We start from the raw sequence: 18,568 nt of genomic DNA on the forward strand, positions 1-18,568 counted from the left end.
AGTTGTCCTAATATAGGTTCTATTGTGACTTTGTATTATGCATCTATTCAAGCAAAAAAACGTCCCCATGCTTCCAGCCGCAGGAAAATGCCTTGTTACAGAATTTCTACATACCCGTCCGTTCCGTTCACCCGGATTTTTTGACCGTCTTTAATCAGCTTAGTAGCATTTTCCACGCCTACGACTGCCGGAAGACCGTATTCTCTGGCTACTACAGCACCATGGGTCATAAGCCCGCCGATTTCCGTAACCAAACCGCTGGCCGAAACGAATAAGGGTGTCCACCCGGGATCGGTGAAAGGGGCTACCAGAATATCGCCTTTTTCTAAGACGGCTTCTTCCAGCTTGGTGACAACCCGTGCCCGTCCTTCCACAACCCCGGCTGAAACAGGAGCTCCCGCCAGGGCTCCTTCAGGTAAGTCACGCTGAGCGTACGAGCCGACAATCGCCTCACCCTCGCTGGTCAGTACTCGCGGCGGCTTCAGTTTCTCATATTTTGCATACTTCTCCTTCAACGCGGTGATCTTATCCCGATCAGCCCGACCGGTGGCTACCGCAGCCGTCAGTTCCTCCAGCGTCAGGTAGAAAACATCCTCTGCCCGGTCCACCGTGCCTCGCTCTACCAGCCTTGCCGCTTCTTCCATGATGACCCGCTTATACTCATCGAGCAGACTTACCATCAGATATTTGGGGTATTCCCTAAGACCGATGAACTCGCGATACGTTCTGACGAGTTTCCCCATAAGCCGGGCCTTGAAGCTGCCCCCCAGCTTCCGTTGCAGCCGCAGCAGCAACGTTTGCGCTGCCTGTTCGGCTTCCACCCTTCCTTGAGCAAACTTGAGTCGATGTTCGCCCGGCTCTGTGCTCTGGATATGACTTATGATGGATGGCACCAATTGGGTTGGCTTTTCCCGCCATCTGGGCCGGGTGATGTCAATTTCACCCGGACAACGCATGCCGTATTTAGCTAAAAAGGCTGTGAATGCCGGCCGGATCGCCGCGCCCCCCTCGACTCGCTCCAGGCCGTCCAGGAAAGTGGCGTCATCCGCTCCCTTCATGTACTCCAGCGCGGCCGGATAAGGCCGGATAACATCAGCCAGGTCACCCAGTTCCAGGCCCATTTCTGTCGACACGTTGCCCGGCGCCGACTTGGTCAGTTCGTCCAGTACTGAGGATTCACCCAGCCAGCGGCGCGCCAGCCGGCCGATCAATAGCGACGCCAGCCAGGCCACAAACACCGGCTTGCCTATCGTGTCCATAAAGACCATAAAAACCTTGCCGAAATGATTGGCAAGAAACTCCAGCCTATCCCGGCCCGAGCGCCGGGATAGCTCACTCTGCAACTCGCTGAGGATTTGGCTGCTGATTGCCGTCACGTCAGGAGCTTCGAGCTTCTCCCTGAACAGCATCTCATACATTCCTCCGGCCATCGTACCCATGCTTTTTCTCATATACGACTTCGTACCTGCGGCCCGTTTGCGCGGCTTTAGTGTGGCGATGAAATCGCGACGGCGGATGACCTCGGCGATAGCGCTGCTGAGTAGCACGTCCGACTTGCTATACAGGGCCGGCGCTGTCTTCCGCCCTAGCCACGAGGCCAGCGTATCGGTTATATCGAAGTACAGATGTCCCCCTGCCGGCACTATACTGTACTGGCTGTCGATCGTCGCCATCGTTTTCGCCCAAATAGACATCCCTAACGGTTTGATCGGGTCGGTCATCATCTGCACGTGCCCAAAGGAAACGTATACTCCCGACGTTGCGTCGGGCAATTCCGGCAAAGGATATAAGGTGGTTATCGGACGACTCTGAACGACATAAATCCTACCGTCAGTATAGCCCCACTCGATATCTTGCGGCCTGCCGAAATGCTCCTCGATTCGCCTTCCAACCTGGGCCAGCGCCAGAATGGCCTCATCTGGCAATGCTTGCTTGCTTTGCTCTTGCGAAGGGATGTCCCGCTCTTCCGTACCGCCACCGGCTAAAGGATAGATGGCCAGTTTTTTGACGGCAATCTGTCTTTTAACAATCCGCTCGGCCCGCACTTTGTAAAGGTCGGCATTGACCAGCCCCGATACCAATGCCTCTCCCAAACCAAAAGCGGCGTCGATGGAAATCACCTTGCGATTGCCTGTCACCGGATCAGCGGTAAACATAATGCCGGACACCTCGGGAAAAACCATCTGCTGCACGACTACCGACAGCAGCACCTTGCGATGATCGAAGCCGTTTTTCGCCCGGTAGGTGATGGCCCGGTCGGTAAATAGTGATGCCCAGCATTTGCGGACATGGACAAGCAGCTCATTTTCTCCCTTGATGTTCAGATAGGTATCTTGCTGCCCGGCAAAGGATGCTCCCGGCAGGTCTTCCGCTGTCGCGCTGGAGCGGACGGCATAGGCATGCTGACTGCCCGTTTTCTGCCAAGCTTGAATAATCTCCTGGCTGATAGGGGAAGGAATATCAAGGTTTTCCAGATACGTCCTTATACGCCGGCCTGCTTCCTTGATGGTTTCCAGCGCTTCAGCCTCTATGTCCCGCAAAGCCTCTAGTAGTCTGGCGAACTCCTCGCTTCGGTTCACAAAATCGGTATAAGCCTGAGTAGTAATGCAAAAGCCTGTAGGCACATTAACCCCTGGAATATGGCACAATTCACCAAGATTGGCTCCCTTTCCGCCAACCAGGGCAAGACTTGATTTATCCGTTTCCGAGAAATAAAGCACATACTGATTCATGCTAGCACTCCTTTCTTACAATAGTGGACTTAAAAATTAATATCTTAAAAGAATTATAAGGCATCTTGTTTCACAAGAATAGCCACACCCTCTATTCTGTAAAGGTTGACTATTCTCACTGTAATACTATTCTCCTATTAGTAATCCTGGATACCTAAATAAAATGTATAAATTTGAGCCGGTCAAGATGATTTTCATCCACCAACCGGCTCAAATTTATATTGCTTCAATTCTATGAACCTGGTTCTGCAAAGAGAGGTCAAACTGTTCAGTCCAAGCTCTTTACAATACACTGGGTAGAATAGACCAATCCATTGCAATCGCTATTGTCATCAAAAAACCCGCGAACTTCGCGGGTTGAAAGGCACGCAGGACAAATTCCCGTGTGCCTGTTTGTTTTTTTATATATTCAATTCACTTAACAACAATCAGCTCATAGTCCCGAGTACCCAAACCGATTTTCTCCGCATGCTCCAAACAGGTACGCCATTCGGACTCAGGTGAAGAGTTATTGAAATGGTTATGCCGGTCAACAAAGCCTGGTTTTGTTATGTTATCGCTCAATTGGCTACCCGGAAGCGGTTCAGACTTCAGACAAGCATCTACACAGGCTTGATCCAATGCCAGCGGGTCAAAAGAGGCAAACATCCCCAGATTAGGCAGAATCGGTGCATCGTTCTCCCCGTGGCAATCGCAATTGGGAGACACATCCACCACCAAAGAAATATGGAAGCAAGGACGTCCGTCCACTACCGCCTTAGTATACTCTGCCATGCGGCAGTTTAAGAGTTCGTTGGCATTGTCGAGATTGAACCTGATGGCATCAAAATTACACGACCCCAGGCAGCGGGCACAGCCAACACAGTTTTCTGGATTAACTGTCATCTTTTTGCTGGAGGTGTCAAACAGCAGACCTGAGTTGGCACACTCCTTATGACATTTATTGCAGCCCCGGCACAAATCCTCTTTTATGTAGGGTTTGCCGCTGCTGTGCTGTTCGGTTTTTCCGGCGCGGGAGCCGCTGCCCATGCCAATGTTTTTAATCGCACCGCCAAAACCGGTCATCTCATGGCCCTTGAAATGGGTCAGGCTGATGAACACATCTGCATCCATAACGGCCCGGCCAATTTTGGCCTCCTTCACGTATTCTCCCCCCACAACAGGTACCGCGACATCATCAGTGCCTTTCAGCCCGTCTCCGATCAGAATAGGACAGCCTACTGTCAGCGGAGTAAACCCATTTTCCCATGCACATTCCAAATGCTCCAGGGCATTTTTTCGTTTGCCAGGGTACATAGTGTTGCAGTCAGTCAAAAATGGCTTGCCGCCCAACTCCTTTACTACGTCTGCCACGGCCTTGGCATAATTGGGACGAAGATAGCTGATATTGCCCAGCTCGCCAAAATGCAGCTTGATAGCGGCAAACTTGCCCTCCATATCAATTTGTCCGATACCGGCTTGCTTGATTAGCTTTTTTAGTTTGGCAGGCAGTCCGTCTCCGAAAGCCACTGTACGGAAATCGGTAAAATAAACCTGTGCTTTTTCCATTTTAATTTGCTCCTTTTGCTACTTTCTTCTCATGCATTATTTTAATCCCTAGTGTTAACTCCATGTCAAGCTTTTATCAGTAAATAGTTCGTAAAATGAAAAGGTAACTTCATGATTGTAAGGGTAAATTCGTGTTTCATGATGTTAGTCTTGCACTACTTTTTGGTACAATGAATAGGCAGTGGATTCCTCCTCAAGCTAGGAGGTCATTATGGCTAAAACTAATTATGATGGCAAACATTTGACAACCACCCATCGCATTAAGATTGAGAAAGGGTTATTGGACGGTGAATCTCTAGCTTCTATTGCTAGAAAAATCACTAAACATCCCAGTACTGTGGCTAAGGAAATCAAAAAATACCGCTACTTTCCCGAGAGGGAATGTTCTGCCAAAAAGCTTCCCTGCCTTTTTAAAAAAAGCTGTCAGCTTCGTTTTCTCTGTGACAAAAAGGACTGTGTTAAACTCTGCAAGACCTGTTATGATCCCTCGCGTGAGGCTGATTGTCATGAAATCTGCCCCGATTACGCAGCTACCGTCTGCTCTAAAATCCAGAAAGCACCTTATGTCTGTAATGCTTGCTCTAAGGTTAAACGCTGCTCGCTTCAGCATGCCTTCTATTCCGCTCAGCAGGCAGATGAAGCAGCCCAGGATCTTCTGGTTTCCTGCCGCAGTGGAATTAACCAGTCTCCGGCCGACATCGCCCTGCTCAATGACCTCATTTCACCTTTATTAAAGCAAGGGCAATCTCTGGCTCACATTTATGCCCATCACGGACATGAGATTCCTTGCTGCCGCAGAACACTTTACAATTACATCGATCAAGGAGTCTTTACCGCAAGAAATATTGATTTAAGACGCCGCGTCCGTTATCAATGCAAAGAACGGAAGAAAGCAACCCGAGTGAGCCTCTCGGCCAGAGAATTCTGCATCAACCGTACGTATGACGATTTCTGTGCCCTATTGAAAAAAGCTCCTTCTTCTCTGGTGGTCGAGATGGACACTGTGGAGGGCGGACGCGGGAATAGTAAGCAGGCTTTTTTAACTTTATTTTTCCGGAACTGTTCCCTGATGCTTATCTTTGTTATCCCAGAAAAAACGCAGGAATGCGTCATCGAAGTCTTTGATACCCTTTCAGAAAAGCTGGGGATCCAAATCTTTCAGGAACTTTTCCCGCTCATCCTTACCGACAACGGAACTGAGTTTCAAAATCCGCAACGCTTAGAATGCGATCGTCACGGCGTAAGTCGGACAAGCATCTTTTACTGTAATCCAAACAGTTCCTGGCAGAAAGGGATGCTTGAGAAGAACCATGAATACCTGCGCTATGTCATTCCCAAAGGGCAAAGCCTAGATACTTATAACCAGCGTGATGCTACTCGTTTAATGAACCACATCAACAGTGAAGCAAGAGACAGCCTGAACGGTTGCACTCCGTTCAGGCTGTCTCTTTTGCTGTTAAATCCAAAATTGCATGAACTTCTGAAACTAGTTGCAATTCCTCCGGACGAGGTTACTCTAAAACCCTCACTCTTAAAATAACACTCATCATACAGGAAAATCCACTGCCGAATTTAGTCTTGCACGAAAACGACATGTGGAACTGAGTTTTGCACGCTGTTTCAGATGTCTGTTTTCCCTGTGTAAAAACAGGAAAATTAATCTCTTTAATGGCATTATACCAGATTTTTTTCTCTTTCGTAAATAAACTGAATTGACCTTAGCCTTGCATTCTCAATGCTTTGATCGATTCTTGAAGTTACCTTTTCATTTAACCATCAGTAAATAGTTCTTTCCGAAACTGGCAAGATACTGAGAATAAGATTCCCAAATGTTTATATAGCTCTTCGCCAATCTGCTGGTCACTTTTCGCTTCATAGAGCAGCTCAATTATCCTTACGGGAAAAATGATAAGTGCGGCATTGTAAATCAGATTATTTCTTCTCTTGCCGCCGTCAAAAAATATCGTAAAACTCTGAGCTCCATAAATCCGCCCCCAATAGTTCTTAGTAAGAGTATACAATCTTAATCCATTCCTAAAAACTATAGAAGTGTATTCTTTATAGGTATTTGTTATTTATATTCTGCCAACCTATAATAAATCAAAAGGAGTGATCGCATCAAATTTATAACAGAATTGGATATATATATGCTGTGGATAAGCAAAATAATTTACTGATAATGATACTGATGTTAGGAGTTTTCAGTATTTTGAATACTGAGATGGGGATTATTGGGGTATTGCCTTTGGTTGCTGAACATTTTTATGTCAGTATATCCCAGGCAGGACTCCTGGTGAGTCTCTTTGCCCTTGCGGTTGCCATATCTGGCCCAACTTTGCCGTTGTTGTTTTCCGGTATAAACCGGAAACAGGTAATGCTGCTTGCGTTGGGGGGCTTCCTTATAGGCAACACCGTCTCAATATTTACATCGGATTTTACCATCGCAGTAATTGCCCGCGTGGTTCCGGCCTTTTTTCACCCAATCTATGTTTCCTTGGCTTTTACGGTAGCTGCTGCGTCAGTCAATAAAGAAGAAGCTCCTAAAGCTGTTTCCAAGGTGTTTATTGGCGTATCAGCAGGTATGGTGCTGGGAGTGCCGGTCAGCAGCTTTATTGCCAGTACAACTTCCTTGGGAATGGCGATGTTATTCTTTGCGGCTGTGAATGCTGTAGCATTCATTGCTACCCTTATTTTTGTACCGTCTATGCCTGTTCACGAAAGACTCTCTTACGGAGAACAAGTGCGTGTTTTAAGAAAATCAATTACCTGGGTTTCCATCGCCGCTGCCCTTTTGATGAATGGTGCAGTATTTGGGGTGTTTAGTTATCTTGCCGGGTATCTTGAAAGTGTTACGAAACTTTCCTGGAATATCATTAGTTTGCTGCTGCTAATATATGGCAGCTCAAATATTATTGGTAATATTATCGCCGGAAAGCTGCTCGTAAAACGTGCTGCGAAAACGATAATGCTCATTCCTTTAGCCTTGGGAGCAGTTTACATCCTGTTATTAATGGGGACGTTCACCGCTCTGCCTATGGGCGTAATTATCCTGGTTTGGGGAATTTTAGCCGGTATAAACGCCAATGTTACACAATATTTGATTATGTCGGCAGCACCGGAGGCTCCAGATTTTGCTAACGGCTTATTTTTAACAGCCGTTAACTTAGGAACAACCATTGGCGCGGCGGTATGCGGATTATTCATATCAGAAATGGGTATGCAATACATCTTGTTGGGGGGACTTCTATTTTTACTGGTAGGCGCTGTATTCAGCTTCCTAAAAGTCCACATGAGTTCTGCAAAACCGCTTGCCGGTTAACAATAAAGATATGGGAGGAAAAACAGTGAGTAAAAAAGTTTTGATTATTTCAACAAGCCCCCGTAAGGGCGGCAATTCTGAAACCTTGGCAAAGGAGTTTGCCAACGGTGCCGAAGCAGCAGGACACAAGGTAGAGATAGTTTGCCTGCATGATAAAACTATTGGCTTTTGCATCGGCTGCTTTGCTTGCCAAAAAACACAGCGTTGTGTCATCCATGACGATGCCGACATCATCGCACAAAAAATGCTGACCGCTGAGGTCATTGCCTTTGCCACACCCATTTATTTTTACGAAATGAGCGGGCAGATGAAAACCATGCTGGATCGCTCCAATCCGCTATTCCCCGCCGACTATGCTTTCCGTGATATCTATTTGCTGGCAACTGCGGCGGAGGATGAAGAAAGTGCAATGGACGGTGCCATTAAGGGCCTCACGGGTTGGATTGATTGCTTTGCAAAAACAAGCTTAAAAGGTGTTGTGCGCAGCATCGGAGTAACAGATGTCGGGGATATTGCCGAAAAACCGGCTCTCCAGGAAGCCTATGTATTAGGAACGGCACTTTAATCTGTAAAGGAGTGGCTGAAGGAAATGAAAAAACAATATCTATATTGCTTTCCATTCTATGTGTGATTGCTTTGGCTGGCTGTTCAACCACTCCTTTAGCGCCCTCTTCTCCTCCGCCAGAACCGGGCATATTGAAAAACCCGCTGCCCTCCGGGCAGACTTCACAAGCAAAAGGTAATACCATGCGGACTATAACTATACGGGTTGGTAATAAAAATTTTAGAGCAACCCTATATGACAATGATTCTACACGGGCGCTCACGGCGAAGCTGCCCCTGACCTTGAACATGGACGAACTGAATGGCAATGAAAAATTCTACTTTTTTCCGGAAAAATTTCCTACCAATAGCGAGCAAGGAGGAAGTATCAAAACCGGTGATTTAATGCTCTATGGTTCTGACTGTTTGGTGCTGTTCTATAAGAATTTTTCCACTTCGTACAGCTATACAAGGCTTGGGTATGTTGAAGATGCCAACGGGTTAGCGGCTGCGCTTGGCAGTGGGAGTGTACAGGTAACTTTTAGCGCACCGTAGATGCCAGACTTAGTAGATATATTTTATATAGACAAGCAAAGGTTTGTCTTGAAAGGGGGGAATGCCTGTACATACCTTTTGTAAAAAATTATGTAATTCAGAAAAGCATAATTACAATCACAAAAACGTGGAAAGGGGTCCTATAAAAATGAAAAAAATGATTACTCGTGGGTTCAAAATGCTCACAGCAATGACACTGGGCTTGGTTTTATCCACTGCCAGCATTGGCATTGCAGCTGCTGCAGACATGTTAAATGGCGCAGATAACTTTTACAAAAGCGACAAGGTGACTGTGCAAAAAGTTACATTTAAAAACCAATACAATATGAAGGTTGCAGGGAATCTTTTTATTCCTAAGGCTATGAGTAAGAACACCAAAAATCCTACAATCATTGTCGGCCATCCCATGGGTGCAGTAAAAGAACAAAGCGCCAATCTATATGCCACGAAAATGGCTGAACAAGGTTTCGTTACTTTGTCCTTGGACTTGTCTTTCTGGGGAGAAAGTGCGGGACAGCCTCGCAATGTTGTTTCGCCAGACATCTATGCCGAAGATTTCAGTGCTGCGGTAGACTTCCTGGGCACCCAGCCGTTTGTTGACAAAGAGCGAATTGGTGTTATCGGGATCTGCGGCAGTGGCAGCTTCGCTATCAGCGCAGCCAAGATCGACCCGCGCATGAAAGCCATTGCCACAGTCAGCATGTATGATATGGGTTCTGCCAACCGTAATGCTCTTAACCATTCTTTAACCCTTGAACAGCGCAGAGCTATCATCGCCGAAGCAGCCGAGCAGCGCTATGTGGAATTCAAAGGCGGTGAAACCAAATACACCAGCGGCACTGTGCATGAACTGAACGAAGACACCCACCCCATCCAGCGAGAGTTTTTTGATTTCTACCGCACCCCAAGGGGTGAGTTCACTCCCAAAGGCTCGTCACCTAAACTCACGACACACCCCACACTGACCAGCAACATCAAATTCATGAATTTCTATCCGTTCAATGACATAGAAACCATTTCTCCCCGTCCGATGCTGTTCATCACCGGCGATCAGGCCCATTCCAAGGAGTTCAGCGAAGATGCTTACAAGCGTGCGGCTGAGCCCAAAGAATTATATTATGTTCCTGGCGCAGGTCATGTAGATTTGTACGACCGGGTGAATCTTATCCCCTTTGATAAGCTTACCTCCTTCTTTTCCCAGTATCTGAAATAAGATGAATAAACAGGCACGCCGGATAAATTCCGGCGTGCCTGTTTATTCATCTATTCAGTTCACTAAGATACATAAATTTACTAATACCTGTTAACGGGATGTATTTTCTTTTCATTTGTCCTTCAATTATCCCATGCCATCATACCCTTACAAGGTTTTGCCGAGTATCTACCTCCATTTCCACAATGCCAGAAAATATGTTCCGCATTGTGGAAATGCGTCAACGTATTTGGTAATTTCTTTTAACTTGAATAGTTCGATACAATTTGTGCCGAGTACTTAATTGAATTGGTATTTTCTTATATTGTCAGTTCTAAACTATTAGCGTATAATTTTTAAATAGTAACATTCCTATTTATTAGCTGACAGATTTATAAAAAAACGATTGATTGGAGACTACTTTATTGAAAGCATGGCTAATTGCTGTTTTTTTTACAATCTTATTCATTACTCCTCACGCCCAAGCCCACCCACACGTGTTCATTACCCCGAAAGCAACGTTGATCACAAATGATCATTTTGTTTCACAGATCAATGTGGAATGGGAGTTTGATGCTATGTCTTCATCACTGTTTTTAGAAAGTGTTGGTTCTAACACTACAGAAATATGGAATCTAGTCTTTCCCGAAACACAATTGCTGGCAAATGGCGGTCAAACGGCTCGAACCGGATATTATGCCTATGTCGAAATAGATGGGAGAATCATTGATAATTTAGTTCCGACTGGTTTTACAGCGGAATTTATCGATGAAGTTTTACGCTGTCGATTCACGCTCAACATAAACCAAACGGTCGGGAATACAATGAAACTTGGTTTTAGCGATCCTACAAACTATAATGATTTCGATATACAAAGAGGAAATTTTCAGGTTCTTGCCCAAAATGGAGCCATTCCTGTGTTGGAAAAGCAGACTGAAAACTATATTGATAAAATTTTACTGTCATGGTAGCATGAGAAATTATGAAACTACGAATAACCTCTATTCTTTTACTGGTTTTTTTTATCTATTGCCTGGTCATTGCAACGCCTGCGTTATTCTCCCAGGCGGAAGCCAAACCGCACGTCGACACAATTTCACAGCAAGTAAGCGATGTATTCCAGCATAACGCCTTGCTTGTTCAGCTTACCAAGTTACAACAGAGTTTAAATAAAGATATTGCCATGAAAATAAAGGAACTAAAACAGCAAGAAGATCCGTTGCTGCTTGTTTCCCTTTTATTCATGTCCTTTATCTACGGTATTGTTCATGCTATCGGCCCTGGTCATGGCAAATCCATTATTTCGAGCTGGATTATTGCACAGCAGCGAAAATTAAGTACGGTGATCTTTGTTTCGGGCTTGGCCGCTGCCGCGCATGCACTATCGGCCACTCTGATCGTGGGTGGCACTTACGTACTATTGGGCAAATTTGCAACAGTAAGTACACAAAAGTTAAATGTCTATTTGCAAATCGCTGCAGCCATCCTGATAATTGGGATGGGTTTGGCAATGCTGATTCGCCTGGTTCATGGACGTTTCAGCCAAAGCCGGTCTGATCTGGGACAAGCATTGCCCAGCCCCTGGGAAAGTCCATCTGTTGTTGCTCTCTCTATTGGGGTTGTACCTTGCCCCGTTACAAGTGTAGTGCTAATATTCTGCCTGACGTTAGGTCTCATTTGGCAGGGGCTCTTACTAGTCCTTTCTTTCGCTGCCGGTATGGGAATAAGTCTTATCACCATTGCTTTTCTGGTATGGTCGTGTAAAGAAAAAATAACGCCAAAAAAGCTTTCCGGATTTCACCATGTGGTCACCCACGTCTTTCCTGCAATCGGAGGAATCTTCCTGGTTACGATTGGGTCGGCTATACTCTATTCCCTGTTATAACATTACGAGCCAAGCAAAAGTCTTGTATCCGGTGTATCACCGGATACAAGACTTTTGCTTGGCTCTACTATTGATGCTGATGTTTTCCCTCCTCATCCCTCTTCAGTTCTCTAGAAGCGCTTGTTGATACGCAGTTAATAAGAACGGGGGTGTCTCAATAACATTGATACACCCCCGTTTACTTTATTCAGAACAGGCTGACAATGCACGATACAAGTTCTTCATTTCTTCTCCGTATGTAAAATTAACCCAATTTTAATATTAAGATAACAATAAACTGCGTTTTTTACTTGATAATGAATTTGTACATATTTAAAAATTGTAAGGAGGAATTGTTGAAGTGAGTAAGAAAAAGAGCTGGTATTTCCTGGCTGCAGTTGTTGGTGCTCTCGTTGTAGCAATGGTAAGTTTTGCAGTACCCAATCCTACATCTGCAGTTGCCGGTGAAGAGAATGGCTACTATGGGAAAAAAGCAAAGTACGTATTTTATTTCATTGGTGATGGTATGGCGATGCCGCAGATTAATTCAACTGAAATTTTCAAAGGTACTCTTTCCAGCAGTGACCCTATGTACAAAGAAAAACTGAGTTTTACTGTTTTTCCCCACCAGGGGATGCAGACAACCCACTCTACCAGCAGTTTCATCACTGACTCTGCAGCTGCCGGCACCGCTCTGGCAAGTGGGCACAAAACAGCCAACGACGTGCTAGGTGTAGATCCTGCCAACAAAATAAAATATAAATCAATGGCTGAAATGGCGAAAGAAAAAGGCATGAAAGTTGGCATTGTTTCCAGTGTATCTCTCGACCATGCAACTCCTGCCGTATTCTATGCTCATGAAGCCAGTCGCAATAACTTTTACGAAATTGCATTATCAATGAGCGACAGCGGTTTCGATTATTTTGCCGGCGGCGGCTTATTAGCACCTACCGGAAAGAAGAAAGACCGCCCGGATGCGTTGGAGATCGCTAAACAAAAAGGATATAAGGTAGTCAATAATCAAAATGAGATTATGAATCTCAGCCGCAATGATGGTAAAGTAATTGCTATTCAGCCTGGCTTGGCAAACGAGGAGGCTATGCAATATGAAATCGACCGCACCCACCAATTGTCGTTAGCAGACTTTACTAAAAAAGGGATTGAGCTGCTAGATAACCCTAACGGCTTTTTTATGATGGTCGAAGGCGGTAAAGTGGACTGGGCTTGCCATGCCAATGATGCTGCAACAACCATCCGGGATGTAATGGCTTTTGACAATGCCATTGCTGAAGCTCTTAAGTTCTATGCGAAACATCCAAATGAAACGCTTATTGTCGTTACCGGTGACCATGAAACAGGTGGTATGTCTGTAGGTTTCTCCGGTACAAAATATGAAACCTTTTATAATAAAATCAACAAGCAAACCATGTCTTTCGAAGAACTTGACAAGAAAATCAAAGCCTATCGCGGAATTGTTGGCGAAAACGGCGCAAACCTTCAAGATTGGCTGCCGATTCTCGCTAAGGATTTTGGACTGACCGAATTGACTGCCTATGATCAGCAGCGCTTAGCCGATGCCCTTGCTCAAAGCATGCTGGACGCAAAAAAACGCACCAAAGACGAAAAAAGTTATCTCTTATATGGCGGCTATGAACCATTCTCGATGACCGTGACCCATATTCTTAACCAAAAAGCCGGCATTGGCTGGACGACTTATGCCCACACGGGCGTTGCGATTCCGGTTTTTGCTCAAGGCACTGGTGGAGAAATGTTCCAGGGATACTATGACAATACAGATATTGCAAAAAAAATGATGAGTATTATGGGTGTTAAATTCCAGTAATAACAGTTTAAAATATTCAACTCTCACATTAGGTAAGGTAGAGCGGAAGATTGTTCCGCTCTACTCTTATCTGTATAATAGGTCAGAAAGGAACTTGCCATGATACAGCAAACTGCGCGCGATAAAACTTTAGTTTTAGTGGTAACAATCCTTTCCATGCTCCTGTATTTTCTCCCCACCGGTTTTCCTGATCAGAATGACGATTACGTCCGCAGTAAAGCCAGAGTACTGGCAGTGGATAATGCCAATGTCCATCAGCGCGGCGTAGTCAAAACCGGAGTACAGGTAGTACAATTGGTAGTAGTCAACGGACCGTTTCGTGATCAGCAGATTGAAACTACCAATCCCCTGCTTGGCAAACTTGAACTTGACAAAATCTTTCAAGCAGGTGATACAGCCTTAGTGGTAATAAAAGGACAGTCCGGACAAATTGAAGCTGCCAATCTTCTTGATCATTACCGTCTGGATATTGAGGCAATCCTGTTTGCGTTGTTTGCATTTTTGCTATTTTGGTATGCCGGCTGGACGGGCGTAAAATCATTATTGTCATTTATCTTTACCATCTTAGTACTGTGGAAAGTACTGTGGCCACTGTTTTTAAAAGGCTGGGACCCAATTATTGTTTCACTGCTTGCTGTGTGCGCAATTGTCGCTTGTGTTATCTTTCTTGTCACCGGACTTACACGGCAAGGGCTCGCCGCTTTTCTTGGCACGATGAGCGGCGCAATTACCGCATGTATTATGGCCGTCATATTCGGCAAACTGTTTAAGGTACACGGTGCGGTAGTTCCCTATGCGGAGACACTGCTCCATGTAGGTTTTAGTCAAATCGACTTAACAAAGGTTTTCTTAGCCGGAATATTCCTGGCCTCTTCAGGCGCAATGATGGATGTGGCTGTGGATATTGCTGTCTCGGTTGCCGAGCTGGTAGAAAAAAGACCGGATATTACCCGTAAAGAAGCTGTTGCTTCAGGTATGAATGTGGGCCGGGCAGTAGTCGGAACCATGACGACAACATTGCTATTGGCGTATTCCGGATCATTTACTGCATTGATGATGGTATTCCTGGCTCAAGGAACACCGGTCATAAACATTTTAAATCTGACTTATATTGCAGCAGAGGTTCTCCACACTCTTGTCGGCAGCCTTGGAGTCGTGCTTGTTGCTCCATTTACTGCGTTACTATCTGGTTGGCTGCTGGTCCATCATGGTGACACCGGAGCTGAAATTTAAAAATTGAGGTTCGAGCAAGCCAGCCCCTCCCTCGCAGCTATTCTATCCACTTGCTCAATATACACCTTTTAGGCCGAATCCAACATGTTATGCAAACATGTTGGCACATCTTTACGGCTGAGGCAATAAAAAAAACAGGCAAATGACTGCCTGCTGGCCAGTAACAAAAGTGACATACCAGCTAAAAAAGCCTGGTATGTCGCTTTTGTTTTATGTAAATTCATATAACTCTAAGCTTATTGACACCGACAAACCGCGATTACTAGGTTAAAAAACCAGTATGCCAATAAAAGTCATATAGTTTGAGACCCCAGGATTTTTTCATGTACACCTCACCTAGGTCTGTACATTGTTTTCTATAGTCTGGTACAAACTAGGAATATTCTTATTTAGGGGGCACTATATGGAAATTATCCTAAGCCTTATGCCTTTTTTATTCATTATAGTTTTTGCCATTTTAACTAGATGGATCATCCCTTCAATTATCATTGGACTAATGATCGGGGCGTTTTTAAGATCCGACAACAGTCTGTTGGAAGCACTTGACTTATTTAGTTCATATATTACCGGCGCTATTACGGATGAATCCAATGCCATTATTCTGGTCTTTTTATTCGGGTTTGGTGCTCTGTCGGAAATATTCAAGCTAGGCGGAGGAATTTCAGCCTTTGCCAGACTTGCAGAAAAACGACTGCAATCCGAGCGGAGCGCCTACCTCAGCGTTTGGCTGATAACTCCCCTCACCTTCCTCGACTGTTGTTTTCGCATAATTTCCAGCGGCATTATTTCCAAGGCCGTCTTGGAAAGAACCAACGGTTCAAAAGACCGGCTGGCCTTCATCATCAACAGCTCGTCCCAGCTAATCCCGCTGATTCCGTTTGCCACTACGTATATTGGCTATATTTTGGGGTTGCTATTGCCAATGCTGCTGCAATTAAATGTGAACACCAGCCCTTATACACTGTATCTTCAGGCTATCCCCTATAATTTTTATTCCATCATTATGGTTCTTTTCAGCGGAATGCTGACTTTTACGGAGATTAAACCGCTGCAACTTTTTCGACCCGCCTATAAACCAATGCTGTCGGAACAAGGTAAACATACTCAAGGCGAAGCCGAGCATCAGCATACCTTTGAAGAAAAACTCCCACCGCGTCTTTTCAATCTCGTCCTGCCACTCCTGATTATGATTTCGGCCCTGTTTTACCTGGTATGGCGTTCCGGCGTTAGCCGGGGAGGCACCTCCTTAAGTCAAGCCCTGATATTTGCCGACTACGAACTGGCCGTCTTAAACGCCACAATAATCACCCTCAGCCTGACTATTTTATTGTATCTGATGCAAAAAGTCCCGGCAAAGTCGCTGCAAAAAGCCTTTTTTGCCGGCGGCGTGGAAATGCTGCCGCCAATCATTATCATCAGCCTGGCCTGGGCAATGATTCTGGTGTCCCGCGACTTGGAGTTTTATGATATCGCCTCTAATTTGTTTAACTCTTATTTACCCCGCCAACTTCTACCTGTTTTATTCTTTTTGGCAACGGGGATCACATCGTATTTTATCGGTTCTTCATGGGCAACGTGGGCTCTCTTCTTACCGGTTGCACTGTCAACCGCAGTTGCCGCTGACGTTAATCTACCGTTAATACTTGGCTCCGTTATGGCCGGTGGTTCTGTGGGTGACAACATATCTCCTTTGGGGGAAGACCCTATCTTAGTGGCGAGCACGATCGATATTCCCGTGATCGATCATATACGCTACTGTGTTCCTTATGGAATGCTCGCATTTATTGTTTCAGCAGGCGGTTATCTGATCGCTGGCTATCTATTATGACCAGCTTGTCACAAGTGCAATCTCCTCCTAATATAATAAAAAAACAAGATGCGCTTTCGAGCAATTCTTGTTTTTTTATACTTAATAGTAATCTTATTTAACATTTATCATGGAGGCCAACAGTTGCTTTTTATTTAAAGATTAACAGGTAAATAATTAAATACACTACCACAGGGACAATAATACATAAGGCAAGCTCCTTTATGCTACTTTTAGGTCCCGCGTTTGCAACTTGATCGTACCACTTAGTTAAGTCATCTCCAGTGCTTTGATGAGCCCCTGGGTTAATTGAGGCCAACCACTTACATATATTCTTATTGGCATGATTGATCCAAAAGCCATCACTAGTTACTGCGGCTTGATAAAGAATATCTTTTAGAGATTCACCTAATAGATCATGTTTTCTCCCGTCAAAAACCGCCATCTTTGCGCCCAGACAAATATGGCCCTCATGGGCTAGCTGCAGTAAAACATCAATGAGCTCATTCCCCGTAGCCAGTCTATTTACCTCAAAGATTATCCTTTGGTAGGATCCAGTTCTAACAATTTGCCGCACTGCGTCCGGAGAAAACCCTTTTTCATAATTCCATGAGTACGTCGTAATCCGTGAATCCATTTGGACCACCTGAGTGTTCCCCCACTCAGTTAAAACAACAAGAATGCTCTCATTCGGAAAAACGTTTTCAATAAGACTGTTTATCAGTGAAGTTTTTCCCGATCCAATAAAGCCCTGAACAATATCAACAACTTTTGGCATTGGCCCCTTCAACCAGCTCCAATAGTTTCTCAGAAAGCAAATTTTGCCCTATGAACACCGCTTGGCCGAGCTTTAATGGTTCCGTAGTACTGCATTTCCATTGTCCATTCACATACTCAAAATGAATCCATTCTTTTTTTCCGGCAACGATCCCCTTGGCCCGCAAAATCTTACCATATTGTCCTGTGCTAACAGCCGAGAGCACGGCATTTAGCGAGGAAATAGAAAAAACGCGCAGCCCTTTCCATGAAACATTATCGAATATATCCGCTCCTGAATGGTGATGGCAAGTTCGGGAAGATGCAGGTTGTTTTCTGGTGTAATTCAGTTTTTTAGGGGAAATAACATCCTCGTTCTTGCTTAGTTTCTCATATGGTTTGTCTTCTTGTAAAATCTCCTGGATATCTAACTGATCCCAGGGACTGGTTACTATCTTAGCCGTTGAATTATGTTCCCGAATCAAATTTACGATTTCTTGAATTTTAGGATATGGAAATTCCTGAGTTTTGCTAAGCACTATGATTTTGGCATGATAAATTTGGTCTTTATAAAACTCACCAAAATTTTTCAAATAATTATGTACTTCGTGTACATCCACTACGGTTATCACATGGTCAGTAACGATCGTTCCGTGAAAGCAAGGTTGTTGGACAATTTGCAATATCTCGGACAACTTGCCGATGCCGGTTGGCTCAATCAAAATTCTCCCTGGCTTTATGCTAGAAATAGCCTGCTTTAAAACCTGTGTAAATTCACCTTTTAATGAGCAGCATATGCATCCGGAATAAATTTCTTTGATTTCGGCTTTGTTGCCGGACAGCAAACTCCCGTCAATGCCCGCCTTCCCATATTCATTTTCCAAAATGAATATTTTTTCATTCCCTTTACGTTCCTTTAACATTTTTAATATCAAAGTCGTTTTACCAGCTCCTAAAAATCCTGATACAATATCTAATGGTATTTTATGCCCCATGGTTTTCCTCCTAAAAAATAACATTAAATAAGAAAAATACTAAATAGTATCATTCTTATTTAATGTTATTTCCAAAGCTTGCTAATTATGACTAAAACAAATGACCTTTAAACAAAAAGCTGCTATTCTAGCCGTACACATCCTGATCTAGTTTCAGAAGGATTGTATCACTTTAACTCTA

Annotated in this window: 14 protein-coding genes; 10 read left to right on the forward strand and 4 right to left on the reverse strand. The window is 44.7% G+C overall.

Going from position 1 to position 18,568, the window contains the following annotated elements; genetic code table 11:
- Window positions 1-95: 95 nt before the first annotated feature.
- Together rph and SPSPH_RS13130 are read right to left on the reverse strand one after the other, a co-directional pair.
- Window positions 96-2,732: a rifamycin-inactivating phosphotransferase gene (rph, locus tag SPSPH_RS13125; protein WP_075756733.1), complete on the reverse strand. Its 2,637-nt coding sequence runs from the start codon at window positions 2,730-2,732 to the stop codon at window positions 96-98.
- 414 nt (window positions 2,733-3,146) lie between these two features.
- Window positions 3,147-4,280 carry a DUF362 domain-containing protein gene (locus SPSPH_RS13130; RefSeq protein ID WP_075756732.1) on the reverse strand — a complete coding sequence of 378 codons (1,134 nt, stop codon included), beginning with the start codon at window positions 4,278-4,280 and terminating at the stop codon, window positions 3,147-3,149.
- A 211-nt stretch (window positions 4,281-4,491) separates the two neighbouring features.
- Here SPSPH_RS13130 and SPSPH_RS13135 point away from each other — a divergent pair, with 211 nt between their 5' ends.
- The 10 genes from SPSPH_RS13135 to SPSPH_RS13180 all read left to right on the forward strand — a co-directional run bounded on the left by SPSPH_RS13135 (window position 4,492) and on the right by SPSPH_RS13180 (window position 16,657).
- The gene (locus tag SPSPH_RS13135; protein WP_075756731.1) at window positions 4,492-5,820 is read left to right on the forward strand and encodes an IS30 family transposase; all 1,329 of its coding nucleotides are present in this window, start codon (window positions 4,492-4,494) and stop codon (window positions 5,818-5,820) included.
- Window positions 5,821-6,468: 648 nt separating this feature from the next.
- A complete protein-coding gene (locus tag SPSPH_RS13140; protein ID WP_422397035.1) occupies window positions 6,469-7,599 on the forward strand; it encodes an MFS transporter in 1,131 nt (376 codons plus the stop codon).
- 25 nt (window positions 7,600-7,624) lie between these two features.
- A complete protein-coding gene (locus SPSPH_RS13145) occupies window positions 7,625-8,164 on the forward strand; it encodes a flavodoxin family protein (RefSeq protein WP_075756728.1) in 540 nt (179 codons plus the stop codon).
- An 11-nt stretch (window positions 8,165-8,175) separates the two neighbouring features.
- On the forward strand, window positions 8,176-8,697 hold the full coding sequence (locus SPSPH_RS13150) for a cyclophilin-like fold protein (RefSeq protein ID WP_219930488.1): 522 nt from the start codon (window positions 8,176-8,178) through the stop codon (window positions 8,695-8,697).
- Window positions 8,698-8,845: 148 nt separating this feature from the next.
- Window positions 8,846-9,910 carry an alpha/beta hydrolase gene (locus tag SPSPH_RS13155; protein ID WP_075756727.1) on the forward strand — a complete coding sequence of 355 codons (1,065 nt, stop codon included), beginning with the start codon at window positions 8,846-8,848 and terminating at the stop codon, window positions 9,908-9,910.
- Between the two features lie 404 nt (window positions 9,911-10,314).
- Window positions 10,315-10,860 carry a DUF1007 family protein gene (locus tag SPSPH_RS13160; RefSeq protein WP_075756726.1) on the forward strand — a complete coding sequence of 182 codons (546 nt, stop codon included), beginning with the start codon at window positions 10,315-10,317 and terminating at the stop codon, window positions 10,858-10,860.
- An 11-nt stretch (window positions 10,861-10,871) separates the two neighbouring features.
- Window positions 10,872-11,774 (forward strand): nickel/cobalt transporter, encoded by a 903-nt coding sequence (locus tag SPSPH_RS13165; protein WP_075756725.1) that lies wholly within the window; start codon window positions 10,872-10,874, stop codon window positions 11,772-11,774.
- Between the two features lie 340 nt (window positions 11,775-12,114).
- Window positions 12,115-13,596: an alkaline phosphatase gene (locus SPSPH_RS13170; RefSeq protein WP_083945620.1), complete on the forward strand. Its 1,482-nt coding sequence runs from the start codon at window positions 12,115-12,117 to the stop codon at window positions 13,594-13,596.
- Window positions 13,597-13,695: 99 nt separating this feature from the next.
- A complete protein-coding gene (locus tag SPSPH_RS13175) occupies window positions 13,696-14,829 on the forward strand; it encodes a YibE/F family protein (protein ID WP_075756724.1) in 1,134 nt (377 codons plus the stop codon).
- Window positions 14,830-15,232: 403 nt separating this feature from the next.
- Window positions 15,233-16,657 carry a Na+/H+ antiporter NhaC family protein gene (locus tag SPSPH_RS13180; protein ID WP_075756723.1) on the forward strand — a complete coding sequence of 475 codons (1,425 nt, stop codon included), beginning with the start codon at window positions 15,233-15,235 and terminating at the stop codon, window positions 16,655-16,657.
- Between the two features lie 130 nt (window positions 16,658-16,787).
- On the opposite strand, the gene SPSPH_RS13185 is transcribed toward SPSPH_RS13180, so the two are convergent.
- Both SPSPH_RS13185 and SPSPH_RS13190 read right to left on the reverse strand, forming a co-directional pair.
- Entirely contained in the window at window positions 16,788-17,414 is a 627-nt protein-coding gene (locus tag SPSPH_RS13185; RefSeq protein ID WP_075756722.1) for a GTP-binding protein, read from the reverse strand.
- Window positions 17,398-18,387, reverse strand: coding sequence for a CobW family GTP-binding protein (locus SPSPH_RS13190; protein ID WP_075756721.1), 990 nt, complete (start codon window positions 18,385-18,387; stop codon window positions 17,398-17,400). The genes SPSPH_RS13185 and SPSPH_RS13190 overlap by 17 nt, the downstream gene beginning before the upstream one ends.
- Window positions 18,388-18,568 lie beyond the last annotated feature (181 nt).

The sequence above is a fragment of the Sporomusa sphaeroides DSM 2875 genome, assembly GCF_001941975.2.
GTDB lineage: Bacteria > Bacillota > Negativicutes > Sporomusales > Sporomusaceae > Sporomusa > Sporomusa sphaeroides.